This window comes from Deefgea sp. CFH1-16 (genome assembly GCF_016881365.1).
Classification (GTDB): domain Bacteria; phylum Pseudomonadota; class Gammaproteobacteria; order Burkholderiales; family Chitinibacteraceae; genus Deefgea.
The window spans coordinates 2,130,263-2,156,588 of the sequence record NZ_WLYT01000001.1; the positions used below are offsets into that span (position 1 = coordinate 2,130,263).

21 protein-coding genes and 1 pseudogene are annotated in these 26,326 nt (G+C 47.9%); 13 read left to right on the plus strand and 9 right to left on the minus strand.

Annotated elements, in window-relative coordinates; translation table 11 throughout:
- Positions 1–125 precede the first annotated feature (125 nt).
- Positions 126–1,448 carry an ATP-dependent protease ATPase subunit HslU gene (gene hslU, locus GKO28_RS11725; protein WP_173533229.1) on the minus strand — a complete coding sequence of 441 codons (1,323 nt, stop codon included), beginning with the start codon at positions 1,446–1,448 and terminating at the stop codon, positions 126–128.
- Between the two features lie 264 nt (positions 1,449–1,712).
- Here hslU and GKO28_RS11730 point away from each other — a divergent pair, with 264 nt between their 5' ends.
- The 5 genes and pseudogenes from GKO28_RS11730 (at position 1,713) to GKO28_RS11750 (ending at position 7,388) form a co-directional block, all read left to right on the plus strand.
- Positions 1,713–3,023, plus strand: a complete 1,311-nt coding sequence (locus GKO28_RS11730; RefSeq protein ID WP_203564117.1) for a response regulator — start codon at positions 1,713–1,715, stop codon at positions 3,021–3,023.
- On the plus strand, positions 2,992–3,285 hold the full coding sequence (locus tag GKO28_RS22885; RefSeq protein ID WP_203564118.1) for an HD domain-containing phosphohydrolase: 294 nt from the start codon (positions 2,992–2,994) through the stop codon (positions 3,283–3,285). Before GKO28_RS11730 ends, GKO28_RS22885 begins: the two co-directional genes overlap by 32 nt.
- A 216-nt stretch (positions 3,286–3,501) precedes the next feature.
- Positions 3,502–5,030 (plus strand): annotated as a pseudogene (ilvA, locus tag GKO28_RS11740) (threonine ammonia-lyase, biosynthetic).
- A 158-nt stretch (positions 5,031–5,188) separates the two neighbouring features.
- The gene (locus GKO28_RS11745; RefSeq protein ID WP_182076376.1) at positions 5,189–6,643 is read left to right on the plus strand and encodes a CHASE domain-containing protein; all 1,455 of its coding nucleotides are present in this window, start codon (positions 5,189–5,191) and stop codon (positions 6,641–6,643) included.
- Entirely contained in the window at positions 6,606–7,388 is a 783-nt protein-coding gene (locus tag GKO28_RS11750) for a PAS domain-containing protein (RefSeq protein WP_182076377.1), read from the plus strand. Before GKO28_RS11745 ends, GKO28_RS11750 begins: the two co-directional genes overlap by 38 nt.
- A 156-nt stretch (positions 7,389–7,544) precedes the next feature.
- On the opposite strand, the gene cysK is transcribed toward GKO28_RS11750, so the two are convergent.
- Positions 7,545–8,477 carry a cysteine synthase A gene (gene cysK / locus GKO28_RS11755; protein ID WP_182076378.1) on the minus strand — a complete coding sequence of 311 codons (933 nt, stop codon included), beginning with the start codon at positions 8,475–8,477 and terminating at the stop codon, positions 7,545–7,547.
- A gap of 96 nt (positions 8,478–8,573) precedes the next feature.
- Between cysK and GKO28_RS11760 the strand changes: the two genes are divergently transcribed.
- The 6 genes from GKO28_RS11760 (at position 8,574) to GKO28_RS11780 (ending at position 15,307) form a co-directional block, all read left to right on the plus strand.
- Positions 8,574–9,797, plus strand: coding sequence for a multifunctional CCA addition/repair protein (locus GKO28_RS11760; protein ID WP_182076379.1), 1,224 nt, complete (start codon positions 8,574–8,576; stop codon positions 9,795–9,797).
- Positions 9,798–10,167: 370 nt separating this feature from the next.
- Positions 10,168–11,181, plus strand: a complete 1,014-nt coding sequence (locus tag GKO28_RS11765; protein WP_307839103.1) for an FIST N-terminal domain-containing protein — start codon at positions 10,168–10,170, stop codon at positions 11,179–11,181.
- Positions 11,178–13,502: an ATP-binding protein gene (locus tag GKO28_RS11770; RefSeq protein WP_182076380.1), complete on the plus strand. Its 2,325-nt coding sequence runs from the start codon at positions 11,178–11,180 to the stop codon at positions 13,500–13,502. The genes GKO28_RS11765 and GKO28_RS11770 overlap by 4 nt, the downstream gene beginning before the upstream one ends.
- Entirely contained in the window at positions 13,487–14,167 is a 681-nt protein-coding gene (locus tag GKO28_RS11775) for an Hpt domain-containing protein (protein ID WP_182076381.1), read from the plus strand. Before GKO28_RS11770 ends, GKO28_RS11775 begins: the two co-directional genes overlap by 16 nt.
- Positions 14,164–14,535, plus strand: coding sequence for a response regulator (locus GKO28_RS20005; protein ID WP_247646513.1), 372 nt, complete (start codon positions 14,164–14,166; stop codon positions 14,533–14,535). Before GKO28_RS11775 ends, GKO28_RS20005 begins: the two co-directional genes overlap by 4 nt.
- A 13-nt stretch (positions 14,536–14,548) precedes the next feature.
- Entirely contained in the window at positions 14,549–15,307 is a 759-nt protein-coding gene (locus tag GKO28_RS11780; protein ID WP_247646514.1) for an HD-GYP domain-containing protein, read from the plus strand.
- 58 nt (positions 15,308–15,365) lie between these two features.
- On the opposite strand, the gene GKO28_RS11785 is transcribed toward GKO28_RS11780, so the two are convergent.
- Positions 15,366–17,135: a chitinase gene (locus GKO28_RS11785; RefSeq protein ID WP_210768901.1), complete on the minus strand. Its 1,770-nt coding sequence runs from the start codon at positions 17,133–17,135 to the stop codon at positions 15,366–15,368.
- A gap of 233 nt (positions 17,136–17,368) precedes the next feature.
- Between GKO28_RS11785 and metF the strand changes: the two genes are divergently transcribed.
- Positions 17,369–18,205: a methylenetetrahydrofolate reductase [NAD(P)H] gene (metF, locus tag GKO28_RS11790; RefSeq protein ID WP_173533238.1), complete on the plus strand. Its 837-nt coding sequence runs from the start codon at positions 17,369–17,371 to the stop codon at positions 18,203–18,205.
- Positions 18,206–18,294: 89 nt separating this feature from the next.
- Here the strand turns inward: metF and GKO28_RS11795 are convergent, their stop codons facing one another.
- The 4 genes from GKO28_RS11795 to GKO28_RS11805 all read right to left on the minus strand — a co-directional run bounded on the left by GKO28_RS11795 (position 18,295) and on the right by GKO28_RS11805 (position 21,468).
- Positions 18,295–18,765: a glycine zipper 2TM domain-containing protein gene (locus GKO28_RS11795; protein WP_182076382.1), complete on the minus strand. Its 471-nt coding sequence runs from the start codon at positions 18,763–18,765 to the stop codon at positions 18,295–18,297.
- Between the two features lie 101 nt (positions 18,766–18,866).
- Complete coding sequence (locus GKO28_RS11800) at positions 18,867–19,451, minus strand: 2OG-Fe(II) oxygenase (RefSeq protein ID WP_182076383.1); 585 nt, start codon at positions 19,449–19,451, stop codon at positions 18,867–18,869.
- Positions 19,448–20,002: a hypothetical protein gene (locus tag GKO28_RS21540; protein ID WP_282099287.1), complete on the minus strand. Its 555-nt coding sequence runs from the start codon at positions 20,000–20,002 to the stop codon at positions 19,448–19,450. The genes GKO28_RS11800 and GKO28_RS21540 overlap by 4 nt, the downstream gene beginning before the upstream one ends.
- Positions 19,975–21,468 carry a recombinase gene (locus tag GKO28_RS11805; RefSeq protein ID WP_282099289.1) on the minus strand — a complete coding sequence of 498 codons (1,494 nt, stop codon included), beginning with the start codon at positions 21,466–21,468 and terminating at the stop codon, positions 19,975–19,977. The genes GKO28_RS21540 and GKO28_RS11805 overlap by 28 nt, the downstream gene beginning before the upstream one ends.
- Before the next feature lie 301 nt (positions 21,469–21,769).
- Here GKO28_RS11805 and GKO28_RS11810 point away from each other — a divergent pair, with 301 nt between their 5' ends.
- Positions 21,770–24,583 (plus strand): M16 family metallopeptidase, encoded by a 2,814-nt coding sequence (locus GKO28_RS11810; protein WP_182076384.1) that lies wholly within the window; start codon positions 21,770–21,772, stop codon positions 24,581–24,583.
- A 331-nt stretch (positions 24,584–24,914) separates the two neighbouring features.
- Here the strand turns inward: GKO28_RS11810 and GKO28_RS11815 are convergent, their stop codons facing one another.
- Complete coding sequence (locus GKO28_RS11815) at positions 24,915–25,724, minus strand: acyltransferase (protein WP_203564120.1); 810 nt, start codon at positions 25,722–25,724, stop codon at positions 24,915–24,917.
- A gap of 252 nt (positions 25,725–25,976) precedes the next feature.
- The gene (locus GKO28_RS11820) at positions 25,977–26,255 is read right to left on the minus strand and encodes a YkgJ family cysteine cluster protein (protein WP_182076385.1); all 279 of its coding nucleotides are present in this window, start codon (positions 26,253–26,255) and stop codon (positions 25,977–25,979) included.
- Positions 26,256–26,326 lie beyond the last annotated feature (71 nt).

A 26,326-nucleotide genomic window follows, 5' to 3' on the forward strand; every position in this document is an offset into this window, starting at 1 on the left:
ACCCTACGGTTGGCCGGTTTTAATTGTTTTATGATTGGGTATTACCTTCTGGCCATTTAAATATAAAGGCTAGAAGGCAATACCTTGGTAGTTGAAGTTTTAAATTCCAGCAGTTTGGCTGCGATTTAAAGCATAAAGCGGGCAAGGTCGTCGTTGCTGGCGACGCTGGCGAGTTTGCTGCTGACAAATTCAGCATCAATGGTCACCGTGCCGCGTTTAGCGTCAAACGAAATATCGGCGAGTAAACGCTCCATCACCGTATACAAGCGGCGCGCGCCGATGTTTTCGGTGCTTTCATTCACTTGCCACGCCATGTGGGCCAGTTTGCGAATGCCGTCTTCGGTGTACACCAGTTCAACGTCTTCAGTCGCTAGCAAAGCTTGATATTGCTTGGCGAGGCAGGCATCAGTGCCGGTCAGAATGGTGGCGAAATCGTCCACTGTAAGCGAATTGAGCTCAACGCGAATCGGGAAGCGGCCTTGTAATTCTGGAATCAAGTCCGATGGTTTGGCCAAATGAAACGCGCCAGAGGCAATAAATAAAATATGGTCAGTTTTGACCATGCCGTATTTGGTGGTCACGGTGGTGCCTTCCACTAGCGGCAGCAAATCACGCTGTACACCTTGGCGAGAGACTTCGCCGCCTTGCCCTTCGGAGCGAGTGGTTACTTTGTCGATTTCATCGATAAACACAATGCCATTTTGCTCAACTGCGCGCAGCGCCTCGGCTTTGGTGTCTTCATCATTGACCAGCTTGGCGGCTTCTTCGTCGATCAATGCTTTGAGCGCGTCAGGTACTTTGAGTTTTTGCGCCTTGGTTTTTTCACTCATTGCGCCTTTAAACATGTTTTGAATCTGGCTAGAGAAGTCTTCCATTCCCGGTGGCGCAAAAACTTCCATTGTCGGTGCTGTGGCGGCGACTTGGATTTCGATTTCTTTGTCGTCAAACTTGCCTTCACGCAGCATTTTTCTGAACTTTTGCCGGGTTTCGCTCATGCCATCATTGGCATTGACTTCGCCATAGGCTGGCGTTGCTGGCGGCAGCAGCACATCCAGTACGCGGTTCTCTGCGGCATCTTCGGCCTTGATGCGGTTTTTGCTGATGGCTTGATCGCGAACTTGCTTAATGGCGATTTCGATTAAATCACGAATGATGCTGTCGACATCTTTACCGACATAGCCGACTTCGGTGAATTTAGTCGCTTCGACTTTAATAAATGGCGCGTCAGATAATTTGGCCAGACGGCGGGCGATTTCGGTTTTACCCACGCCAGTTGGGCCAATCATCAAAATATTTTTTGGCGTGATTTCGCTACGCAGTGGCTCGGCCACTTGCTGACGACGCCAGCGATTACGCAGCGCAATGGCCACCGCTTTTTTGGCGGCCGCTTGGCCGACGATGTGTTTGTCCAGTTCGTGGACAATTTCTTGTGGGGTCATTTGAGTCATTGCGTAGTCCTTAATTCATACGGTTTTGAATCACATCAGGGCATTTGGCAATTTTTAAAGGTCTGAGTGTGACTTGGAGGAGACGTGAGTGCGATTGCTGATGTGATAGCTAGTGCATTTCGCTAAATTTTGACTAATCTACTAGGTGTGGCTTGCGTGGTGATGACGTTTGCTTGTTTGAATCCTTGTTTCATAATGATTTAAATGTATAAAATTTTTCGTGTGTTGTAAGAGGCGACCACACGATGGGGTTTAACAGGGCGCATGATGATTGATGATGAAAACTGGCTCGAAGAAGATACTGATTTATCGCTGCATGCGGAGATAGAACCGTGGAATGTATTGGTGGTGGATGATGAGCCTGATATTCATCATGTGACCAAATTGGCTTTATCCAATATGATTTTTTTAAATCGACCGCTCAATTTATTGTCGTGTTATTCAGGCGCAGAAGCCTTGGATATGCTCAACACGCGGGATGATATCGCCTTGGTGTTGCTCGATGTGGTGATGGAATCAGAAGACGCCGGTTTAAATGTGGCGAGAGATATTCGCGAAAAACTGCACAATCATCATATTCGCATTATTTTACGCACCGGCCAGCCCGGTGTTGCACCAGAACGACACGTCATTGAAAACTACGACATTAATGATTACAAAGCCAAAACCGAGCTGACCCGCGATAAATTGTATACCGCGGTGCTAGGGACGCTGCGCTCTTATAACGACATTATGTTGATTGAACATCAACGTCGACAATTAGATGCCAATCGTCGTGGACTGGTGAAAGTCGTGGATGCGTCGACGACGATTTTTAAACAGCAATCGGTGATTAAGTTCGCGCAAGGCGTGCTCGAGCAATTGCAGTCATTATTGTTTTTTGAACAAGACGCGTTATATGTGGTGGTTACTGGTGGAATAGCGGCTTTATCGCAAAGCGATGATTTGACCATTATGTATGCCACTGGCGGCTATCAGGCTTTTTGCGGTCAGAGTTTTGCCAATGCCGATTTAAGTCGTTTAAAGCCATCGATTGATCAAGCTCGCGAACAGCGGCATAGCATTTTTGCTGCCGATCATTTTATTGGTTTTTTTCAAGCGCCTCTTGGCTCGGTGAATTTACTGATTATTGATGGTCCGGTGGCGCTGTCGCACCCTGATGCTAATTTAATCGATATGTTTTGTAAGAATGTCGCGATTGCGTATGAAAATTTGATGCTCAATAAAGAGATCGAAGAAACGCAGCGCAGCATTATTTATCAGCTGTCTGAAGTGATCGAAAATCGTTCCAAAGACACCGGTAAACATATTCACCGCATGGCTGAGTTTTCTTATGCCTTGGCCATTGAGCTGGGGCTGAGTGAAGAAGAAGCCGAGATTATTCGCATCGCCAGTCCATTGCACGATATTGGCAAAGTCGGTATTCCCGATATGGTGCTCAATAAACCCGGCGTGTTAGACGCTGAAGAGCGGGCAGTGATGAATACGCATGCGCAGCTCGGCTATGAAATGCTCAAAGCGTCTAAACCACGGATTTTTAAAAATGGCCGCCGTGATTGCCCACCAGCATCATGAAAAATGGGATGGTAGTGGTTATCCGCAGAAATTGGTCGGGGAGCAGATTCATATTGCGGGGCGAATTATTGCGTTGGCGGATGTGTATGATGCGCTGGCACATTCTCGTTGCTACAAACCACCCTGGTCGCGTGAGCGGGTGTTGGATGAAATTAAAGCCGGATCGGGTAGTCATTTTGATCCGCAAGTGGTGGATGCATTTTTCCGTTGCTTACCAAAAATTGAAGAAATCAGAATGTCTTATCGAGATTACGCTGACTAATCTATGCGTAAGGCGTGACTTTTACGGTTAGAATGGGCGATTGTAATAAATCGCCCCTTTTTTTTGCCGTTAGCAAACGATTGCTGGACTAAGTCGTGAAGCAAAATGTTTTTTGGCGTTGTTCTCTTATCGTAAGCTACGGCTTGTAGGACGCCTTACCTCAATTTTGCACGTGTCACTTAGCCAATCAGTCGATTAAACCAAGGTCATGCGCCAATGAATAAAGACTACCTCGAACGAACACTCTCAGCCCGTGTATACGATGTTGCGATTGAATCGCCGCTAGAGCACGCTCCGAATTTATCTCGTCGTATTGGAAATACGGTGTATTTCAAGCGCGAAGATATGCAGCCCGTGTTCTCGTTTAAAATTCGTGGCGCGTATAACAAAATGGTGCAGTTATCACGCGCGGATTTAGAGCGTGGTGTGATTGCGGCTTCGGCGGGTAATCACGCACAGGGTGTGGCGATGGCCGCGCAATATTTAAAGTGCCGTGCAACGATTGTGATGCCAGCGACTGCGCCGCGCATCAAAGTGGATGCAGTAACGCGTCGTGGCGCTGAAGTGGTGCTCATTGGTGATTCTTATTCTGATTGCTACGAACATGCGATGAAACTGGCGGCGCAATCGGGGGCCACTTTTGTTCATCCTTATGATGATCCTGATGTGATTGCCGGGCAGGGCACAGTGGCGATGGAGATTTTACGCCAACATCCTGATCCAATTGATGCGGTGTTTATTCCGGTGGGTGGTGGTGGTTTGCTGGCGGGCATGGCGGCATATATCAAACGTTTACGCCCAGAAGTTAAAGTCATTGGCGTTGAGCCCACTGATGCCAATGCGATGTATTTATCGCTTTAAATTGGGCGAGCGTATTACCTTGCCGCAAGTGGGTATTTTTGCTGACGGCGTGGCGGTCAAGCAAGTGGGCGAAGAAACCTTTCGCTTAGCCCAAGAATTTGTCGATGACGTGATCTTGGTCGATACCGACGCGATGTGCGCGGCGATTAAAGACGTTTTTGAAGACAATCGCTCGATTTTAGAGCCCGCTGGTGCCTTGGCCATTGCGGGGATGAAGGCGTGGGCGGCACGAGAAGGCGCTCAAGATCAAACTTTTGTGGCGATTGCTTCTGGCGCCAATATGAATTTTGATCGCTTGCGCTATGTGGCCGAGCAAGCCGAAATGGGCCGAGCAGCGCGAAGCGATTATGGTGGTGACGGTGCCGGAAAAACCGGGTAGTTTCCGCACCTTCTGTAGCTTGATTGGCGCGCGTAATGTGACTGAATTTAATTATCGCTACGCCAAAGAAAGCGAAGCGCATGTGTTTGTTGGTCTGTCGATTCAGCATCGCTCAGAAGTGGTGGATTTAATTGCCACGCTGGCCAGTCATGAATTGGCTGCGGTGGATTTAACCGACAATGAATTGGCTAAATTGCATATTCGCCATTTAGTCGGCGGGCATGCGCCGCAAGCGGTGAATGAGCGTTTAATTCGCTTTGAATTTCCAGAACGCCCTGGCGCTTTGTTGAATTTTTTAAACGGCATGAGCGACAACTGGAATATTTCATTATTTCATTACCGCAATCATGGCGCAGATTATGGTCGAGTCTTGGTTGGGATTCAGGTGCCGCCAAGTGATGATGCCGAATTTAATGCCTTCCTAACACGTTTGGCTTATCCGTATTGGCTAGAGACACATAATTTGGCGTATCAGTTATTTTTGGGTACTGAAACTGTGAATTGATTTTAAGCTGACTGTTTTTGTTATTTTGATGGCAGGTGTTGTTTGATATCTGCCATTTTTTAATGACACTGTTCTTTTGTAACGTTCTCACTTTATAGTGGCATGTTTTATTTTGCGCTTAGCGCAACGCGTCATCATTGCCTAATCAATAGAGTGTTATGTTTGAACTAAAAAAATACACGGTTTTTATCGTTACGCTATTGCTCGGCATGCTGTTAACGACTGCGAGTATTAGTTTGTATTATTGGCAGCTCCTTGATTCGGCGCGTTGGCGCTGGCAGCAAAGCCAAGATCAGTTATTGGATCAATTTCGGACGCAATTATTACTGGCTCAGTCCGATTTGCACCTCATTCAAGCGGCTTTTATCGCGCAAAATCAACTTTCCCCCGAGCAATTCAGTCAATTGCAATTACAAAGTCAAGCCCGAAAAATCAGTGCAGAAGTGCTGGCGATTGGCTTTGTACGTCCGGTTTCTGCTGACTTTCTGAGCCAATATATTGAGCAAAATCGCAGCAATACCCGCTTTGCCACTGAGTTTTATTCGGTGTTTGATGTCGCTGGTCCGCAGCAAAAAGAGGCATTACAGATTGTGGATATGCTCAGCCCACTCAATAGTACGACTGCGCAGTGGCTGGGTTTTAATTTGGCGCATGATGCGGTGCTAAAACGCGCTTTAGAGCGTGCCAAAAGCAGTGGTCAGCCCTGGATGAGTGATGGCTTTACCGCCAGTTTGGTGCGTACCGAGTCTTTGGTGTTTTATTTACCGATTTATCGGATGTTAGTTAATCCGAGCACGCCAGCATTAAGATCGAGCAATTACTTGGGTAGTGCGATTGTTTTGCTACCCAGCAAGCCTTTTTTTGCCGCGCTAGATCGCTTGGCCGCAGCTGCTGGTCTGTCTTTTCGCGTGATGGATCAGGGACTCATTGATGCTGCAGGGCGTACCGAGGTTGCAAGCAAAATACGTTATACCTCGAGTCATTTTAAGCCAGAAGTGAGTGAGTCCTTGGCCATGGTGCCGCTCAATGTTTTGGGGCGGCAATGGCGATTTGAATTTCAAGCTAGCGCCAGTGCGCTTAGCTTGCAGCAAATGCAGTTCATGGCGTGGTTGGCGGTTTTGGGCTTGGTGTTCAGTTTATTGTTGGCCAGCTTATTACAGCGTCGCTATCGTTTGTCTTCGCCAGCGGTGGAGGACAACGTGGACAAGCAAAGTTTGCATTTAACTCAGGAGCTACAAACGCGGGCTTTACTTGAAGCGGTGAGTGATCCTTTGATATTGCGCGATGCACGCGGGCAAATTACTTATGCCAATGCTGTTGCCGAGTTGCGCTTGGGGCAACATGACCGTAGTTTGCTCGGTGGTACTGATCCGGTATTTGATGCCGCTGAATTAGGCCGATTAAGTATGCCGCAGCAACTGATGGTGAGTCATATTGATCGTGATGAACAAGTGCGGCAGTACGAACTGATGCTCAAACCCTTGCGTGATGATCGCTTGCAGTGGATCGGTACGGTAATGCAGGCGCGCGATATTAGCGCCAGTTCGGCCACGATTAAAGCTCTGCGTGAGCAAGTTGAGCGCTTTAAGCATGATGGTGGATATTTCCAATGACTGGTTTTGGGAGCAAGACACTGAAGGGCGATTTACTGCGGTGTCGGGCGGGTTTTTTACTGATTTAGACGTTAATCCGGCGCTGTTTATTGGTAAATGTCGCTGGGAGTTGGGGCACGGCGGTTTATCGGCGGCGCAATGGGCAGCGCATCGCGCAGTACTGGCATCGCAACAGGCGTATCTTGATTTTGAGTATCAAACCGAATTGAATCAGCAGTCGCTGTATTTAAGCGTTTCAGGGCGGCCGGTGTTTGACCATAACGGTGAATTTATCGGCTACCGCGGTGTGGGCCGCAATGTCACGGCGATTCGCTTGGCGCAAGCCGCGCTCTTGGCCGAACAACAGCGCGCCCAAGCTACCTTGGCCTCGATTGTTGATGGGGTAGTGACGACGGATTTAAACGGCCGGATTTATTATTTAAACCCGGTTGCGTCCGCCTTATTAGGCTGGGAGCCCGAAATGGCGCAAGGGCAATATTTAAGCTCGGTTTATCAAACCATCGACACCAAAACGCGCTTGCCGCTGGCAGGTTTAGCAGCACTGGCGTTACAACATTCAGCACCGAGCCAGAGCGCACGGCGCAGTATTTTACTCAATAAACTTGGCCTGCATTTTTATATTGAAGAAAGCGCTGCGCGAATTCGTGACGATGCGCACGGCACGTTGGGGGTTGTATTGGTGTTTCGTGATATTAGTAATTGGCAAGATGAAGAGCGAGAGAGTGTTTGGGTTTTAGTGGTATAACTTGCTAGGCTTTATATAATTTCGCTTTGCAAGTTATACCTATAATTTGTAGATGATGCTGAAATTTGATGCTGTGCCGCTCTCGTTGAATTGGGGCTTAATAACCCGTCCAAGCGCACCGAGTGCGTCAGAGGCTTGTTGACGACTTAACCGAGCTTAGTCGGCCAGACCTTCAAACAGTTTGGTGGATAAATAGCGCTCACCAAACGACGGAATAATAATCGCAATCAGCTTGCCGGCATTTTCTGGGCGTTTGGCTACTTGTAGCGCTGCCCAGACTGCCGCACCGGCTGAAATGCCGCATAAAATGCCTTCTTGTGTCGCCATTAAGCGGGCAGTCGCAAAGGCATCGTCATTACTCACGCCAATCACTTCATCGTAAATCTCGGTATTGAGCACTTTAGGCACAAAGCCAGCGCCAATACCTTGAATCGGATGCGGCCCTTTGGCGCCGCCAGATAAGACTGGGCTAGCTTCTGGTTCAATTGCAATCGCTTGAAACGAGGGCTTTTTGGCTTTAAGCACTTCGGCAACGCCAGTAATCGTGCCACCGGTGCCGACGCCAGCGACCAAGATATCAATTTGCCCATCGGTGTCTTCCCATAATTCGATCGCCGTGGTTTGGCGATGAATTTCTGGATTAGCTGGGTTTTCAAACTGCTGTGGCATTAAGTAATTGGCGTTTTCTTCGGTGAGCGCTTTAGCTTTAGCAATCGCGCCGCCCATGCCATCCGGTCCCGGCGTTAAAATCAGCTCAGCACCATAGCCGCGCAATAAGGCACGGCGCTCTTTAGACATGGTTTCTGGCATGGTTAATACCAATTTATAACCGCGCGCAGCGCACACCATCGCCAAACCAATCCCCGTATTGCCCGAAGTCGGTTCAACAATCACTGTATCGGCGTGGATGAGGCCGGCTTTTTCTGCGGCATCGATCATGCTCACGGCAATCCGATCTTTCACCGAGTGTGATGGATTCATGTATTCAAGCTTGGCCACCAAGGTGGCCACGCAGCCTTCGGTAATGCGGTTGAGTTTAACTAATGGGGTGTGGCCGATCAGTTCAGTCACATTGTTCGCGATCTTCATAACAGCTCCAGCTAAAATTAAACGGCAATCGGCAGATTGTAGACGGTATTATGTGCACAGTTAAAAGCACTTTTTTGCCTAAGGAAAGAAGAAGTAATGCAGATATACCGTGTTGGCGGCGCTGTGCGTGATCGTTTATTGGGCTTGCCAGTCAAAGACATCGATTGGGTGGTGGTGGGTAGTACGCCACAAGCGATGCTCGATTTGGGCTATCAAGCGGTAGGAAAAGACTTCCCAGTTTTTTTGCACCCTAATACACATCAAGAGTATGCGCTGGCACGCCTTGAGCGTAAAAGCGGCCATGGCTATACCGGCTTTGAAGTGCAAGCTAGCCCCGATGTGACTTTAGAAGAAGACCTGCTGCGCCGTGATTTAACCATCAACGCCATTGCCGAGGACGAGCAGGGCAACTTGATCGATCCCTACGGTGGGCAGGACGATTTAGCCGCGAAAGTATTACGCCATGTTTCACCGGCTTTTGCCGAAGATCCGGTACGAATCTTACGTTTAGCTCGGTTTGCGGCGCGATTTGGCTTTAGTGTTGCCGATGAAACCATGACTTTGATGCGGCAAATGGTCATCGACGGTGAAGTCGATCATTTAGTTGCTGAGCGCGTTTGGCAGGAAATGGCCAAAGGCTTAATGGAAGATCGACCGAGTTTAATGTTTGCCATTTTGCGTGAATGCGGCGCATTGGCCAAAATTGCACCAGAGGTCAACGCACTATGGGGCGTGCCGCAACGTGCCGATTATCATCCCGAGGTCGATACCGGCCTGCATACCATGCTGGTGCTGGACTATTGCGCCGCGCAGGGCTGGCCATTGGCGACGCGCTTTGCCGCGCTGTGTCACGACTTAGGCAAGGCCATCACGCCAGCCGATGTCTTGCCGCGCCATATCGGCCATGAAGCACGCGGCGTGCCGCTGGTGGAGCAGCTTTGTCAGCGCTTGCGAGTGCCCACTGAATGTAAAGAATTGGCAGTTTTAGTCTGCCGCGAACATACCTTGGTACATACCGCCGAGCAATTACGCCCAGAAACGCTGTGTGCTTTATTCATGCGCTGCGATGCTTTGCGCAGGCCAGAGCGATTTAAGCAATTACTTGACGCGTGTTTGGCCGATGCACGTGGTCGCTGGCAGTTTGAGCAGTGTGACTACCCGCAGCAGAGCTATTTGTTGCATTTGCGCGATGTGGTCGCCGCTGTAGATGCGGGGGCGATTGCGGCGCAATGTTCACAGCCGCAAGACATTGCCAAAGCAGTACAAGCAGCCAGAATTGCTGCGCTTGCCCAGGCGAAGCTAGCGCTTGGATTGAATTGAGGTGTGCTGAGCCGTGATTTGTTGAAATCATGGCTTGTTAATCACTGATTTAAAATTTGCATGATGGCTTAGGGAGGGTGTGAATCTTGAACGATGGATTGTTTGGATTTTGATTGTCAGTATTTGTTAAGAATTGTTTAGTCGCTATAGACGGCACTCTCACTAGAGAGTGCTTTTTTTCGGCGAAAAAAAAAATGCCTTTGCTAAGCTGAAACATCCATGTTGCGAGGCAATATCATGAAGGTGGCTCAGATTAAAGTCAGTAATATTAAGGATTTGGCAGTAAAAATAGAGAAAATAAGTCAGATTGATCCTCATTTCTTACTGGTTTTTGCTAGTCGAGCCTTATTAACTGATACGCAATGGTTTAATCAGTTGCGCCAGTTTTTTTCCAGTTGCCGCATTATTGGGCTGTTCCACTGCCGGTGAGATTGCCAATGACGGCGTGGATGATGATTGTTGCGTGATTACTGCAGTACATTGGCAGGCCGGCGTACCTTTTTGTGCCATCACGCAGTTAACCTCAATGGACGATAGCGATGCCGCAGGGCGGCGATTAGCCGATGCACTCAATCAGCATCCACTGGGTGGCGTACTGCTATTAGGCCAAGGGGTCGATATTAATGGCAGCGCTTTGGTACAAGGTTTGATTGCCAATTTAACTGCCAAGGTGCCAGTCATGGGGGGGCTCGCAGGAGATGGCACTGCATTTAGCCAAACCTTGGTGCTCAGCAATGAAGGAATTGCCAGTAATACTATTGTTGCCATGGCCATTGCGCCTGAGATTACGGTGGGTCATGGCTCGTTTGGAGGCTGGCAACCCTTTGGTCCTGCTCGGCGCGTGACGCGCAGCGTGGGCAATGTGTTGTATGAGCTCGATGGCGAGCAGGCGCTGGATGTGTATAAAAATTACCTTGGTGAATACGCCGCACAATTGCCGTCATCGGGCTTGTTGTTTCCATTTGAAATGCTCGGGCAAGATCATCAGGCAATGGGCGTGGTGCGAACCATTTTGGGTATGAATGAGGACGATGGCAGCTTGATATTAGCGGGTGATATTCTGGATGATGGGTATTTACGGCTGATGCATGCCAGTAATGACGCATTGATTGAAGGCGCAGAAGCCGCCGCCCATGCCGCACAAATTTTGGTGACGCCCGCTGATCAAAGTTTGGGCATCTTGGTCAGTTGTGTAGGGCGAAAACTAGTGATGGGGAGCCGAATCGATGAAGAAATTGAAGCGGTTGCTGATGTGTTTGGTCAGCGTGTGACATTAGCTGGATTTTATTCTTACGGTGAAATCAGCCCGTTTGTGAGCTCAACCGAATGCAAATTACACAACCAAACCATGACCATCACAACACTCAGTGAGCCGCAAACATGAATCGATTGCTTGCTCGTCAGTTAAAACGCCATTTGGCGTGGGCCGATGAAGCAATGTCCGAGGCCCAGCTGTGTGCCATTGAGGACTATATTACAGCGCACCCTGAGTTTCCGTGCCAGAATTTAGGGCCCAATTTTCGGCGTTTATTAACCGCAGTTGATGAAGCTTATCAGCAGTCTGAACGCGATTTGGCATTGAGTTCGCGTAGTCTACAAATTAGCTCGGATGAATTAACCCGCAGTAATGATGCCTTGCGGCTCGAAAGTGCCGCCAAACAAAGAGCGATTGACGCTTTATGGCAGACCGCGTGTCAGCTGCAGGTGAGCTTAGGTCTACCGGTGGCAAATAATGCGACGGCAGATTTAGAGCAATTGTCGATTTTGATGGGACAACTGGTTGATGCGCGCCAACAAGCTGAGCTCGCCTTGCAAGCACAAGCGGCGCAATTTCGTACATTAGTCAATAATATTCCGGGCGTTGTATTTCGCCGAGAAGTGAATCAGCCATGGGGTATGCAGTACATCGATAAGGAAATTGAGGTACTCACTGGTTATACCCCTAGTTTATTTTTATCATCGTCACCACAGTTAAGCTACCACAGCCTAATTTTGCTCGATGATGCGGTACTGCTCGATCATGCCATTCATGCCGCTATCGACGGCGGCGAGCGCTATAGCGTTGAATATCGAATTCATGATGAGCAAGGTATTTTGCACTGGGTCTATGAGCGTGGCCAAGTGCTGCGAGATACGCTCGGTAAGGTGCAATATTTAGATGGGATTTTGTTTGATATCACCGAACAAAAACAGGCTGCACTGCAAGTAAGACAACTCTCTGCCGCCATTGAGGCCAGTCCAAATCCGGTTTTAATTTCAAATTTGCAAGGATTCATTGAGTACGCCAATCCAAAATTTGAGCAAACTTTTGGTTTTACTACCTTAGAAGTCCTGGGCAGAAGTCCGGTCGATGTACTGGGTGGTGGCGTACCTAACCCAGCGGCGCACAATAAAATTTTGGAACAAATATCACAGGGTCAAGAGTGGCATAAAGACTTACGTAATGTCTGTAAAGATGGTCGTTTAGTTTGGATGTCGGTTTCAATTTCTCCGATTCGAGAGCAAAACGGTGATATTACGCATTTTGTTGCTGTTTATGACAATATTGAATTAAGAAAAGCGGTAGAAACTGAATTAATCAATGCTAAAGAAGCGGCCGATCAGGCGAATCGCTTAAAGAGTGACTTTTTAGCCAATATGAGCCATGAAATTCGCACGCCAATGAATGCCATTATTGGTATGACACATTTAACGCTGCAAACTGAATTGAATAATAAACAGCGGGATTATTTAAGCAAAATTAGCTTTGCCGCAGAATCATTGTTGCATATTTTAAATGATATTTTAGATTTTTCAAAAATAGAAGCAGATCGGTTACGTATGGAGTTAATTCCATTTAGATTTGATCAGGTGTTAACTCAAGTTCGATCTTTACATGAAATTAAAGCAGAGGAAAAGCAGCTTGAATTAGAGATCTACCTTGCACCACAGTGCCCATCTACTTTATTGGGTGATCCACTTCGCTTCGGACAAATACTTAATAATCTGGTGAGTAATGCAATTAAGTTTACCCAACAAGGAAAAATCAAAGTAGCAGTGGAGGTCGTCGCACAATTAGAAAATAAAATTCGTTTGCATATTGCAGTACAAGATAGTGGTATTGGCCTTACTCCGATTCAAATGAATAGTTTATTTAAACCATTTTCTCAGGCCGATAGCTCAACCACTCGCAAATTTGGTGGAACAGGACTCGGCTTATCGATTTGCAAAAGCTTGGTTGAAATGATGGAGGGAGAGCTTTGGGTTGAAAGCCAAGTCAATCTGGGTAGTACTTTTCATTTTACGGTATGGCTAGAATGTGCCTCGGTGGATATTGAGGTTGATAATCCAAGCCATAACCGGAAAAAACTAAATGGTGTTCGAATTTTATTGGTTGAAGATAATCCATTAAACCAACAAGTAGCACAAGAATTACTCACCGGTGCTGGCGCTAGCGTGTTATTAGCCCAGCATGGCGGCGAAGCATTAGGTTGGTTGTCGATTGATCCATTGCCGTGTGATTTTATTTTTATGGATTTACAAATGCCGGTGCTCGACGGGCATCAAACGACGCAATTAATTCGTAGTGATCCACGATTTGCTGATTTACCAATTATTGCCATGACGGCGCATGCGATGTCAGATGAGCGGCAGCGTTGCCTAGAAAATGGCATGAATGATTATATTACTAAGCCGATTCGCCCTGTTTTTTGTTTGCCACCGTGATTAAATGGGCGGCAACGCAAAATATTATGCTGGATGATATTGAGGTCAGTGAGCAACATTATGATGAAGATCAACTCGCTCAATTTCCAGGAATCAATACGCAAGAAGTATTACAGCGATTTATGGGTGATAAAAAATTATATACCCAGTTATTTAAACAATTTTTACATGAATATAAGCAGGGCAGTGCAGTATTAACTCAGCTGCTTAAGAAAGATTTGACTGCTGCTAATTTATTCGTGCATTCAATGAAAGGCGTTGCAGGAACATTAGGAATGCATTCGCTTGCCGAAGCCGCGATTGCCCTAGAAACTAATTTAAAACAAGACCCCAATTCAATCGCAAAAAATGCGACGGCATTTTGCTTGGAACTCGACCGAATGATTGAATCGGTTTCTACTGCTTATCGTGAATCTGCAGTCAGTCATTTGGTCGTAGAGTCTAATCCAGCAGAGACAGAAATTATAATTGAGCAGCTGTTTGAATTATTAGATGCTTGCGATGGTGAGGCTGTTGAGGTTTATTATAAATTACGCGATGATTTGGAGAGTGTCGTTGATTTAAATTTACTCGATCGACTAGGGTGTGCGATTGCCAATGAATTTGATTTTTCGGCGGCAACCAGATGGTTAAAGGAAATTCAATTGGCCAGAGGTTTGTCATGAATGACGTATTGATTAGCCATCGACGCACCATATTATTGGTGGATGATACGCCAAATAATTTGACGGTACTCAACGCCATTTTAAAAGATACATACAAAGTAAGAATTGCGAATAATGGTGAGCAAGCATTACGTTTGGCCGAGCGCTTACCGATACCGGATTTAATTTTGCTGGACGTTATGATGCCGGGAATGGATGGCTTTGAGGTATGCCGGAGTTTAAAAAGTAACGTCTCCACTGTCGATATTCCGGTGATTTTTTTAACCGCGAAGACCCAAGAAGTGGATGAAATCAAGGGCTTTAATGTGGGGGGCGGCAGATTATTTACACAAACCATTAAGTCCAGCGATTGTCTTAATTCGAGTTAAAAATATACTGTTAATGCAAGATTTAAAAAACTCGATCCGAGAACATAATTTATTACTAGAAGATCGTGTAAGCCAAAGAACGCAAGAACTTTATAAAATGCAAGATGCCATTATTATGGCGATGGGGGTTATGGCTGAATTGCGTGATGAAGAAACTGGTTTGCATTTAAAACGCACGCAAGAATATGTTCGATTACTGGCTAATGCGGTGATGAATCACCCACGATTTATTGTTGAGCTCGATAGTATTAGTATTGAATGGATGACTAAATCAGCGCCTTTGCATGATATTGGCAAAGTAGGCATTCCTGATGCAATTTTGCATAAACCGGCGCGCTTAACGCCGGAAGAATTCACCATTATGAAAAATCATCCAACGTATGGCCGGAATATTATTTTAGAAGTGGAAAGAATGTTGGGGGGTGAAAGCTTATTTTTACGCTATGCGCGTGAAATTGCCTACGGTCATCAAGAAAAATGGGATGGCTCTGGTTATCCACTCGGCGCGAAAGGTGAAGAAATACCGGTGAGTGCTAGATTAATGGCGATCGCCGATGTGTATGATGCCCTGCGTAGTCGGCGTGTCTATAAACCACCATTTTCACATGAGATGGCGATGAATATCATTATTGAAGGGCGTGGCAAGCATTTTGACCCTGATTTAGTCGATGCGTTTGAAATCTGTGCCGATCGATTTGCACAAATCGCCGAAGAATATGCCGATCCAAATGATGAAGACATTAACGATATGGCATGCTCGGCGAATCATTAATCATTAATCAGCAATCAAACGCTAAATGAATCTGCGATTATTTGATAATAATAATTCATCACAAAAAAGCGGCCTCATAATGAGGCCGCTTTGCTTTATGGCGGCGTTTTATTTTTTTAAAGTAAGCGCTGTGGCTTTTGGCAAATTGGTAGGCTTGTTTGCTATCCCAATTGATTGACCAAGTCATAATGCCGCGTAAATCGGGCTGCGCTTTCAGTGGTTTGTAAGTGCCACAATTTTGCAATTTCATCAAACAATCCAAGGCTTTTTGCGTTTCGGCAATCGACAGGTAACCGCCACCGGCGGCACTGGTGGTGGCTGGTAAACCAAAACCCACTTGGTCAGCGCGTAATGCTGGGAAGGGTTTATTCACATCGCCACCCAAATTAAAGCCGGTGAGCAACATATCGGTCATCGCTACTTGGAAATCCATCGTGCCTTGCGAGTATTGACGGCCGTCCGTGCCACCAATGCTGCCGGTGTTGTAATGCTGAACGTGTAGCAGGTTGAGCTCATCACGCAGGCCATGGATGATCGGCAAGTAGCCGCCCCATGTGCCGCCGTAAAAGCCATGGCCACCTTGAACGTAATTCACCTCTGGCGCCATCGTCAGGATAAATTTGTCACCAAAGCGAGCTTTGATGGCTTTTACGCCGGCGATCACATTCACAATTTGTGGTGTAACGGGTTTGCGGTAGTCGTCTTGGGCGGTAATGGTTAGATTGTTTTCCATGTCTAGATCGAGACCATCGAAGCCATATTTGGCAATGATGTCGCCCAGCGTTTTGATAAACCGTTCACGTGCTTCGAGTGAGTCGATCACAATCACCCCATTGGCACCGCCTAAGGAAACCAAAACTTTCACGCCTTGGGATTGCTTGAGTTTAATGTCGGCGATAAATTCAGCTTCGTTAAACAGCTTGTCGAGTACAAAAGCGGCAGTACCTTTGGCAGCGCTTTGATCACCTTCAGCAAAAGAGACATTGATGATGTTGTATTCGGCTGGTACGTCTTTGAGGCGCATTACGCCAGAGCCATTGTCAAAATTGTGCCAGTAACCCACCACCACGTGTTTCGGTAGCAAGTCAGTGCCCGGTGTGGTGCTTGGAGTTGGGCTCGCTGTTGGTGAGGTGGTTGGTGTGGGCGATGGTGACGGCGTTGGTGTTGGCGGCACCCAATAGCCGCAAGTGCCTGGTGTCGTTGGTGGCACCCAAGTGCTGCCTGGGATTGGGGTCACAATCGGGCAAGGGGTACTGGTTGGCGTCGGTGTTGGCGATACGACAGGCGTGGGCGTTGCAGGTGGTGTGGCCGTTGGTGTTACGGTAGGTGTGGCAACTGATCCTGAAATTAACTTCCACGGCCCCCATTGGTCGCTCCCTGGCAGATTGCCTTGGGTCCACCATTTGGCTTCATAAATTGCCGTGCCGACACTCACGCGTGCGCCACCGTTATACACTTTGCTGGCATCCCAAGCGGCCACACCGCTGATTGGCGGTGAGGTTGGGGTAATGCTTGCAACTGGGCTGGTGGTGGGTGTGGCTGTTGGGCTGGTCGTTGGATTAGCGCTTGGGCTGGCTGTCGGTCCTGCCGATGGGGCGGGGCTAACGCTGTTGCCGACTTCTTTCCACAGCGTTGGTGTTGCCGCTGGATTCCAGCCGGCACCGACATAAGCGGTGTGCGTGACTAAAGCGCTATAGGTTTTTCCGTTGTAATCGATGATGGTATTGGCTGAATACGTTGTGCCTTCTTGCCAGGTTGCCGCCTGAACACCGGCCGCTAATAGTAGTGCGCCGAGCAGGCTGGCGATGCGAATTGTGTTGCGTGTCATGATCGTCTCTTCCTGTTTGTGTATTGGTATTGAATAACCAAGCCTGAGTCGAATGCTCAAGTTCACAGGAATATTAAGCGCTTTTCTTACAGACATAAACGTCTGACTGAATAGTGTTGCGGCTTTATAGTCATTGATAAAAAGATTAATCTGACTATGAATTACCTTCATGATGATGATAGAAACTCAGTGATATGATTCATCTATTGAGATTGTAAACAAGCGGCTGTGCCATGACGAATCCTTTGCGTCCGATTAGTTTTGAGTTCTTTCCACCAAAAACCGACGAAGGTGCGGCTAAATTGGCCACGACTCGGCGGCAATTAGCGCAATTTAATCCTGAATTTTTCTCGGTAACCTTTGGCGCTGGCGGCACCACGCAAGAAGGTACGTTGCGTGCCGTGGTGGATATTCAAGCCGCTGGCCACGCTGCTGCGCCGCATTTATCTTGCATTGGCTCGACCAAAGACAATATTCGCCAAGTGGTTCAGCAATACAAAAATCATGGCATTAAACATATCGTCGCTTTGCGCGGCGATATTCCATCGGGCATGGGTGAATTTGGCGAGTTTCGTTATGCCAATGAACTAGTGAGTTTTTTGCGCAGTGAATTTGGCGATTGGTTTCATATTGAAGTCGCCGCTTACCCCGAATTTCATCCGCAGTCGCCCAGTGCCGAAGCTGATTTGCGTCATTTTATTAATAAAGTGAATGCCGGGGCTGATTCTGCAATTACGCAATATTTCTTTAATGCTGACGCGTATTTTCGCTTTGTTGACGAAGTGCAAGCGCGTGGCGTGAGCATCCCGATTGTGCCGGGAATTATGCCGATTCAAAATTACAGTCAATTACAGCGCTTTTCGGATATGTGTGGGGCGGAGATTCCGCGCTGGTTACGCCTGCGGTTGCAGGCTTATTCGGATGATACCGCGTCGATTCGCGCGTTTGGTTTGGACTTTGTGACCGAGTTATCGGACCGCCTATTGGCGGGCGGCGCACCGGGCTTACATTTTTACACGCTGAACGCCGCAGGCGCGGTGTCGACGGTGTGTCAGCGTTTGGGCTATTAATTTGTATCGACGTCCGATGCGGCATTGCGCCTCGGACGTCCGGCTGCTGACGTTTGGTTTGCGGATCGAGAACCAAATGCCAACAGACCTTAGGGCTGGGCAGGCACCACTCGGGCGTTGTTGGCGTTGGCAATCACATCTACCTTTTGCCCCACGCGCAGCGCTGGGTCGGCATCTTGCACAATTACTAGTCGCTCGCCATTGTCGTGCATGCGCACGGTAATTTCTTTGGCCATTTTTGTGCGCATATTGTCTTCGAGCTGATTGCCGACAAAACCACCTAATAAAGCGCCAAACACGCTGCTAATCACACTGCCCGTGCCTTGGCCGATGTGATTGCCCGCCAATAAGCCACCGACCACACCGCCAGCCACACCACCGATGCCCAATTGTTTGCCCGGTTTAACTTCAACATCACGAATTTGCTCGATTTGACCGCTGCGTGCACGCGCCACTTGCAGGGTTTCATTTTGCGTATAGATGTTGGCTGCATCATTGCTGGCGCAACCCGTGAGTAAGGCGGCGCTGAGCAGCCCGATTTTAATCCAATGCGTTTTCATCCAATGCTCCTTGGGCTGCGCTGAGGGTGCTCAACGATCAATTGCGTAAAAAAAACCATACCGATTTTACTCGGTATGGTTGGTTTTGGCTGTGGAGTGGTTCACGGGCGGCGGCGGTACCAACCGGTGAGTGATCGCCGCTCTCGTCTGGCGGGCAATACCTCGTGCTCAAATCGGTTGGATAAAAACACCACCAAGGTGCCACCATACGGCGTGACATCCAGAGTTTGCTCGTCGTCTAAATAAATTCGCAATTGCCCGCCATCGTCCTCGTGCCAATTTTGGTTCAGGTATTGCACCACGGTGACTACACGGCTGTCTTGATGCCGATGTTGGTCAAGATGGCGCTGGTAAAAACTGCCAGCAGGGTAACGGGCAAAGTGCCATTCCAATTCATCCAGCCCCAAATACAGCTCGCGATTCAGTGTTTGCTGTAAATCGCGCATTCTTTGATTGGCTTGTTGCATCGCCGGATCATCGTTTTCGACCCAAAGCACGGCATCGCCGCGAATGTCTTGCCGCACTTGCAGCGCAGCCTCACGGCCTACGCCAGCGGCAACGAAGTCTTCTTCTCGGCTGGCAAATAATTCATTTAACTGCGCTAAATGGTTGGCGTCTAAAAAATTGGGCACGACCAAATAGCCCGGGCCGGTTAAAGCTTCAACGATCTCAAGATCAATACTCATCCTTGTTTTTCCTCTAGCGGCGGTGTTTTGACTGCTTCGATGGCCGGTTTGGGGGCAATAAATAAATCAATCGGTCGGCTCATCGCCCGACGCCAGAATTTGCCCCATAACGGTTTTAGCTCGCTCATGCGGCGTTTACGGGAGCGCATTGCGACCCAAAGCGCCAAAGTAAAGCTGACAAATAAATTGGTAACACCAATAGCAGCAACACCCACAGCGCCCCAAGCCACAATCGGCCACGCTAAAGTAAAGTTATACGCCGATACCGCATAAGCGAGGTTGGCCGCAGAGAAGGTAATGTGACGTATATCGAGCGGCAGCCCGAGTAGAAAGCCCAGCGTGCCCATACTGCCCAGCATAATCCCGAAATAAAAATTACCCGCCAGCGCGCCCAGATTGTGCTCGATATATTGGCCAAGGCGGCGGCTGCGATATTCGCCAAAGATTTTATTCAGGAGTGGCATCGCGGCAATCCGTTGCGGGATTTGGTTGTATAGCGATTTATTGTCGTAATAGCCCGAAATCAAAAACCAGCCAAGAATAAGCAGCAACCGGCAATCGCCGCATAAAAAATCCCCATCCCGGCAATTGGCATCAGCTCTTGCAGCATTTTGTCAGCCTTGGTGGTGTCGACCACATGCTGACCAAATTCATACCACCACAGCCAAGCAATGCCCAGCGCCACGGGAATGGCGAGTAACACGTTACCGACAATCGCAATAAATTGCGTGCGAATCACCTTGATCATCAATTCGATCAGCTCGGTATAGGCTTCATTTTTTTTGTTTTCTATCGTTGGCAACGCCGCTGCAATCCGTGCTGCGGTCATCGCTGGCTGCTTGGTGGCAACGGTAAAATGCAGGATATGAATCAGCATAAAGCCCAGTGCGTAATTCATACTAAAAGCAAAGGCTTCGAGTAATGGGGGTAAATGCGCTTTGGCGAACAAGATTTTAATCAAAGCCATAAAACCAACAATCACCCCTGCGCCAGCGGCCGAGCGAAACATTTGCAGCCATTCGCTGCGGGTTTCACTGATGTAATGCTCGCCTGTGTGGCTGGCATGCTCGGTGATTTGTAGTGCCAGCAATTCGGTGTTTTCTTGCAATACATCGCGAACGCTGTATTTACGGTTTTCAGCTTTCACCAGCTCAAGAAATAAGCCAAGCAAGGCCGGGCCGTGTTTTTCTGGCGTCATCGAATCGACCAAATCAAACAGCACTTTTAAGCGATCAATATGCTGCTTGAGGCGCAGCAAATGATAGGTCAGGCTCACAGACGCGCCATTTTTGGCGGCCATTTTCCACACTTTGGCGATGATTTGCTCGCATTGCTGCAGCAAAACCAAAATATGCGAATGATCTTCATCCGGTGGGCGGCGCGCAGTGAGGTCTTCGCGATAGCGCTCGATATAGCTTAAAACTTCGGCATTCAAGCGCACAAACGGCGATTCAAAGCGCTCAACATCGGGATGGTGCAAAACGATTTCTGGCTCTAAACCAATCGCCGACAGCCGGCACGACAACACTTGAATCGCTTCGAGCTGCTGCAAGCGAATATGCGTAGGAATCTCGGCTAAACTCAGTTCTTCTAAATGCGCGGCAGCGCCGACTTCAAACCAAACTTCGGTGGGTATATCGTTAAGCCAAACATAATCATTAGTATTGGGGAACAATACCCCGAATAAATCTTTAAGGTATTCGGGCTTCACCGGTGGCGGTAATAGCTTGGAGCCGACACGGCGAACAATCGCGGTAAAGACGCTCTCATTGGATAAAATGCCGGTATCGGTATAGAGCTGTACTTGGCGCGTGGTGCCCAGTAGCGTAAACAACTGCTTACGTAGCGCCGCCCGATATTCAGCGTGTTGCTCGAGCAAATAGCACAGCGCGCGCGCATTATTAATCGCAGTAACGCCATCAATCACCTTGCCCGGGCGCAAGGCGTCAATGAGTTCTTTTAAGCTCGTTAACGGATCGCTTTTGGCATCCATCATTCGAATCAGGGTTTGTTCCATGTCTGATTTTCCATCGTGAAGTTGGGGGCTAACGCACCGCAGTTCATTGGGTTGAACTGCACGATGAGGCGTTCGGTTGGCGCTTACTGCGTGCCACCGCCCGTGTAAAACGTTTGATTGTACCTTGTTTTTTTCCAGGCTCTAAATGGACACTCAAATCGCGTAAGGCTGGGTTTGGCTGATCATTGCTGGATTGTTCACGCCGCCGCTGGGCGATCTTCAACTTAAAGCTGACATAAGTTCAACTGAAAGAAAAGACTAACAGAGGTATAGTACGACGGCATAATTTCTTGAGGCTGTCATGAAAAAAACAAACCTACTATTTATAGCCCTATTTAGCGTGGCATCGTTGGCTGGCGCGGTAGAAAAACTGCCGCTGATTCCGCACCTGCACCCCAGTGTCATCCAAGGGCAATTGCCCAATGGCCTGCGTTATTTAATCAAACCGATTGCGCCACAAGCTGGGCAAGCCAGCGAAGTCGAGCTGCGTTTGCTGGTTAATAGCGGCTCGCTCAGCGAAGCCAAAGACGAGCGCGGCGTTGCGCATTTGATTGAGCATATGGCGTTTCGGCAGACAGAAAGTTTTGCTAAAGATGAAATCAAAGAACTGTATTCCAGCAATGGGATGCGCATGGGCAATGACAGTAATGCATTTACTGGCTTCGAAAATACCACGTATTTTTTTAAACTCAAGCGTGAGTCTTTAGATCGTGGCCTGTTGCTGATGGCGGATTGGGCCAATGGCAAAATTGTATTTGCCCCTGAAGAGCTCAAAACCGAGCGACAAGTTGTTCTTGATGAAATTAATTTACGCAAGGGCGATTCAAGCGCTTGGCAGCAGTTTTATTCGGTGCTGATTCCGGATGCGCCACACCTTGAAAATATGCCGATCGGTTTTGAGGAAAATGTACGCGACTTGTCGCCTGAGCGGGTTGAAGCACTGTATCGCAAGCTGTATCAGCCACAAAAAATGACTTTGGTCGTTGCCGGTGACGTGCCAAAAAATATCGAGCAAACCATCAAAACGCTGTTTGCTAAAGCGCCGATGGGCGATCAGGCCAGCCAATATCCGGCTTTGCCGCTGACGCCGAAAGTACGCAGCTACCGAGGCAATCCTCCTCCTTGGCCGCAGAATGCATTTGCCTTATCGTGGAATTTCATTCAGCAACCAGCTACGGATGCTACACAAGTTCAGTTGCAAAGTATTGCGATGCAGGCAATGCAGCAGCGCTTGCAAAAAATGGCGACGCAAGAGAATCAGCACTTTTCTTCCGTGGAATGGGTCGATTGGAGTGGTAGCTTTGTTAGTCGTGAACGCTATCTGACTTTGTATGCTGTTTTAAATGCTGAAGCGTTGGGTGATGGATTAACGCAGTTGTATCGTGAAGTGCGCCGTGCGCGTGAAACAGGCTTTAGCGATGCTGAAGTGGCCGATGCCATCGCTAGCTTTGCTTTGGTGGTGAAAAATATACCGGTGTCGAATGAGATATGGGCAAACTCATTATTAGGTTCTGCCAAACTAGGCATTCCTACTTTTTATGCCGCTGAGCAAAAAGCTATTTTTGACCCTGCAACGATAACACCGCAGGCGGTGAATGCCGCATGGCAAAGCGTCGTCACGACGCCCGATCAAATCGCAATGATATTGCGCCCCAAAGATTCGAGCAGTAGGAAGGACGGCGATACTTGGCACGATGAAAAACTAGCCGCGATGATGGCCGCTGTGGATGCTGAGACATTGCCAGCGCAAGTGGCGCAAGCCGATAAGCCGCTAATGAGCGAGCAGCCCGCGCGTGGACAAATTGTTCAGACCCAGACTGAGCGTGGGGTAACAGTGTGGACGCTGAGTAATGGCGCGCAAGTACTGGTGCGAACGCAGCGCCAAGCGGATGAACGCATCGGCGTGAATGGTCGATTTGCCGGTGGTGCTTTGGCTTTGCCTAAAGAATGGCGCTTTGTCGCTCAAATTTTGCCGAACTATATGACGCAAGCAGGGGTGGGGGATTTAAATACCGCGCAATTGATGCAAGCGATTCGCAATGAAGAATTGCAATTGCAGCCGATGTTCGAAACCGCCCGGCATGGTTTTGGTGGTAGTGCGGCAACGCGTTCTTTTGAGCCCTTGATGCAGCTGATTTATCTCAGCCTGGCTAAGCCGCGCAGTGATCACGCCGCTAGAGAAAAAGCGACCACGCAAGCGTATCAAAGCTATTGGCCTAATGGCCCGGGGTTTAACCAAAATCTATTTGGTGCGGCATGGCCGTATCGTGCTTGGGGTAGTTTGAGTGATTTTGCGATTAGCACCGAAAAACTCGATCAATTACGCGCGCAGTTGTTCGGCAATCCAGCGCAATTGCGGATGGTGTTGACCGGCGTTGCCGATTTGGCGCAGGCCAAAGACTTGGTTGAGCGCTATATCGGCAGTATTCCTGCAGCCCAGCCCGATGCCGTGCCCTTGTTACCAAGTAAGATCGAAGCCAAACAACACGCTTTATCCAATACGCTGTTGAGCGAGCGTTTAAAAGAATCACTCAAAACGTTCTCGTTTCATAATCAGGCGTATACCGTCTGGAGCGTTGCGCTAGAAGGCGTAGCGGCAAATACCCAAAATGCATTTTTGCAAGAAGGCTTAAACGACGTGATTAAACAACGCTTGTTGACCACATTGCGCGAGCAGGCTGGTGATTCTTATACCGTAAATGCCTGGGGTGAAATGTCGCAATACTTTGGTCCAACACTGGGTTTGGAGTACAGCGTATCGCGTGAAAAATGCGGTGAGGCTTTAGTGCTGGCCGCGCAGGAATTGCGAAAACTCAGTCAACACTCAGTGACCGATACCGAGCTCAAAGCGATGCATGAATTCATGCAAAAAGGCCTTGATAACGGACCTAAATATCCTTACTGGTATGCGTATTCGCAAATGTTTCACTGGGTTTATAACCATGACTTGAGCTGGGTGAATCCAAAACCAGAGCAGATTTTGACCCGTGCCAACGTCGATGCGGCGGCCAAAAGCTGGTTTGTGCCGGAAAAATGGATTGTGGCTGCCGACGCCTGCAAAACCTTGCCCGATCTAACCGTGCTCGATCAAACGGTGACTGCAGCAAGTTATTAAAATCCGCAAAAAATAAAGCCACTGCAGATATGATTGCAGTGGCTTTATTTATTGGCCGCAATGGCGCTGTGGCGAGGTAGCGATTCCAAACTACGTTAACTAAAACATCGCCTGTTGGGCGTTCTCGCCGCAGTATTGCGGTATTAAATCACTCGCTTTAGGTAGGGCACTGTATTAATGAGCCAAGCAGTAATTAAAGACAAACTAAAAACCACAACAGTGATGACGGGAATTGAGACTATAGGGTGAAAGTTGAGCGGACCGTAACCAGCAGCATTAATTATATTAATTACTATTGGATGTACTAGATAAACACCCAGGGTTAATGCGGCTATTTTTTAGTAAGTACCATGCTGCCAATTGGCTTGGTCAATTTCTTAAGTAGATAAAAAGCACTGATTGACATAGGGATTACGGTAACACTTAAATAATGATAAAAATATAGCCCAGCCTCTAAACCTTCTTTTATTGCAACAATATAACATCCTGCCGCAGTCAAAATAACCGATCCAAGAAATACACCCCATACAATAGGACTTGGATAGTCACTCTGGTCTTCCTTGATCAAATAACCAAGAAAGAAGTAGGGTATGTAAGATAGGAACCAGTTAATAAAAATATTAGATTCTGGCAATAAAAAGCTGTTTAATGCTGATATTATTAATGTTAATAAAACAAGAGCTAAAATTTCATTTTTGGATGAATTTGCAACTATTTTTCTGAAAAATGGCGTAAACAAATAAAGAATGATGATCATATACAGAAACCACATATGATAATACGGACGGCCAGATAAAATGATCTTTGCCCATTCTAAGATTGGCAGAGACTCACCTTGGATAATGTTTTGCAAGTTGGCAAAAAGCAAGAAAAAAGCCGACCAAAAAATAAGTGGTATTAATATCCGTGACAATCTTTTTAGGTAAAAAGTTTTTAAGTCTTCTTTTTTGCTTGGGTCAAGTAATAATGCACCGCTAATCATGACAAAAACGGGAACGCACCATCTTACGAGCGAATCATAAATATTGCCAATCCACCAATGGGTGGTGCCAATATCACTTTGAATCACGACGCGCGCTGAAATGTGTAAAAGCACCACTGCAAAAATTGCGATTATTCTTGAATTGTCCAGCCAAACCATAAATTACTCCAAGGGTGCTTTCACACCTGTATGTTCAAAATTGATACCTATCGTTGATGACTTTCGAGCTGACTTAAAAAATGCCGACTCGGCTTATGCCTGAGTTTTATTGCGCTCATGTCGCTTTTCGCTGCAATAAATCTGATGATGGTTCGGTTTTAGTCGACCTAGTAGGAACTGGCTTACCCACAAAGGTTTTCCTTATTTAGCCAGTGGGCGAGTCCACATTTACAAATTCCACACTCGAATGATTTATTGCTGCTTGGGGTTTTGCGGTGCGGTGGCGATTTCAAGCTGCGTTAAATAAAACATCGCTTGCGGGGTGTTCTCACCGCACATTTCTAATGACGGTTGCAGCCCAGCGCAGACGGCTGGGCGCTCTGGCTGGCCAAAGATTTTGCAGGCTAGATTTTCGTCGAGTTGAATACAGGCAATACCAGCGGGCTTGCCATTGGGCATGCCGGGAATCGGGCTAGAGATAGAAGGGGCGGTGCAGCAGGCGGCACACAGGGGGCGGCATTGAAAAGTCATGGCGCGATTTCAGCGTATTTGCCGTGATTGGGCAAGGATTATTACTTACCATGGTTTTGCTGGTGGGCGCT

What these genes read in the sequence shown, in the direction of transcription:
- GKO28_RS11810 (WP_182076384.1), top strand. Translation starts at nt 21,770, where the DNA reads ATGAAAAAAACAAACCTACTATTTATAGCCCTATTTAGCGTGGCATCG.
- GKO28_RS11800 (WP_182076383.1), bottom strand. Translation starts at nt 19,451, where the DNA reads ATGAGTATTGATCTTGAGATCGTTGAAGCTTTAACCGGCCCGGGCTAT.
- GKO28_RS22885 (WP_203564118.1), top strand. Translation starts at nt 2,992, where the DNA reads ATGGCCGCCGTGATTGCCCACCAGCATCATGAAAAATGGGATGGTAGT.
- GKO28_RS11780 (WP_247646514.1), top strand. Translation starts at nt 14,549, where the DNA reads ATGCAAGATTTAAAAAACTCGATCCGAGAACATAATTTATTACTAGAA.
- GKO28_RS11815 (WP_203564120.1), bottom strand. Translation starts at nt 25,724, where the DNA reads ATGGTTTGGCTGGACAATTCAAGAATAATCGCAATTTTTGCAGTGGTG.
- GKO28_RS11770 (WP_182076380.1), top strand. Translation starts at nt 11,178, where the DNA reads ATGAATCGATTGCTTGCTCGTCAGTTAAAACGCCATTTGGCGTGGGCC.
- GKO28_RS11745 (WP_182076376.1), top strand. Translation starts at nt 5,189, where the DNA reads ATGTTTGAACTAAAAAAATACACGGTTTTTATCGTTACGCTATTGCTC.
- metF (WP_173533238.1), top strand. Translation starts at nt 17,369, where the DNA reads ATGACGAATCCTTTGCGTCCGATTAGTTTTGAGTTCTTTCCACCAAAA.
- GKO28_RS11820 (WP_182076385.1), bottom strand. Translation starts at nt 26,255, where the DNA reads ATGACTTTTCAATGCCGCCCCCTGTGTGCCGCCTGCTGCACCGCCCCT.
- GKO28_RS11795 (WP_182076382.1), bottom strand. Translation starts at nt 18,765, where the DNA reads ATGAAAACGCATTGGATTAAAATCGGGCTGCTCAGCGCCGCCTTACTC.
- GKO28_RS20005 (WP_247646513.1), top strand. Translation starts at nt 14,164, where the DNA reads ATGAATGACGTATTGATTAGCCATCGACGCACCATATTATTGGTGGAT.
- GKO28_RS11785 (WP_210768901.1), bottom strand. Translation starts at nt 17,135, where the DNA reads ATGACACGCAACACAATTCGCATCGCCAGCCTGCTCGGCGCACTACTA.
- GKO28_RS11805 (WP_282099289.1), bottom strand. Translation starts at nt 21,468, where the DNA reads ATGGAACAAACCCTGATTCGAATGATGGATGCCAAAAGCGATCCGTTA.
- GKO28_RS11730 (WP_203564117.1), top strand. Translation starts at nt 1,713, where the DNA reads ATGATGATTGATGATGAAAACTGGCTCGAAGAAGATACTGATTTATCG.
- hslU (WP_173533229.1), bottom strand. Translation starts at nt 1,448, where the DNA reads ATGACTCAAATGACCCCACAAGAAATTGTCCACGAACTGGACAAACAC.
- GKO28_RS11760 (WP_182076379.1), top strand. Translation starts at nt 8,574, where the DNA reads ATGCAGATATACCGTGTTGGCGGCGCTGTGCGTGATCGTTTATTGGGC.
- cysK (WP_182076378.1), bottom strand. Translation starts at nt 8,477, where the DNA reads ATGAAGATCGCGAACAATGTGACTGAACTGATCGGCCACACCCCATTA.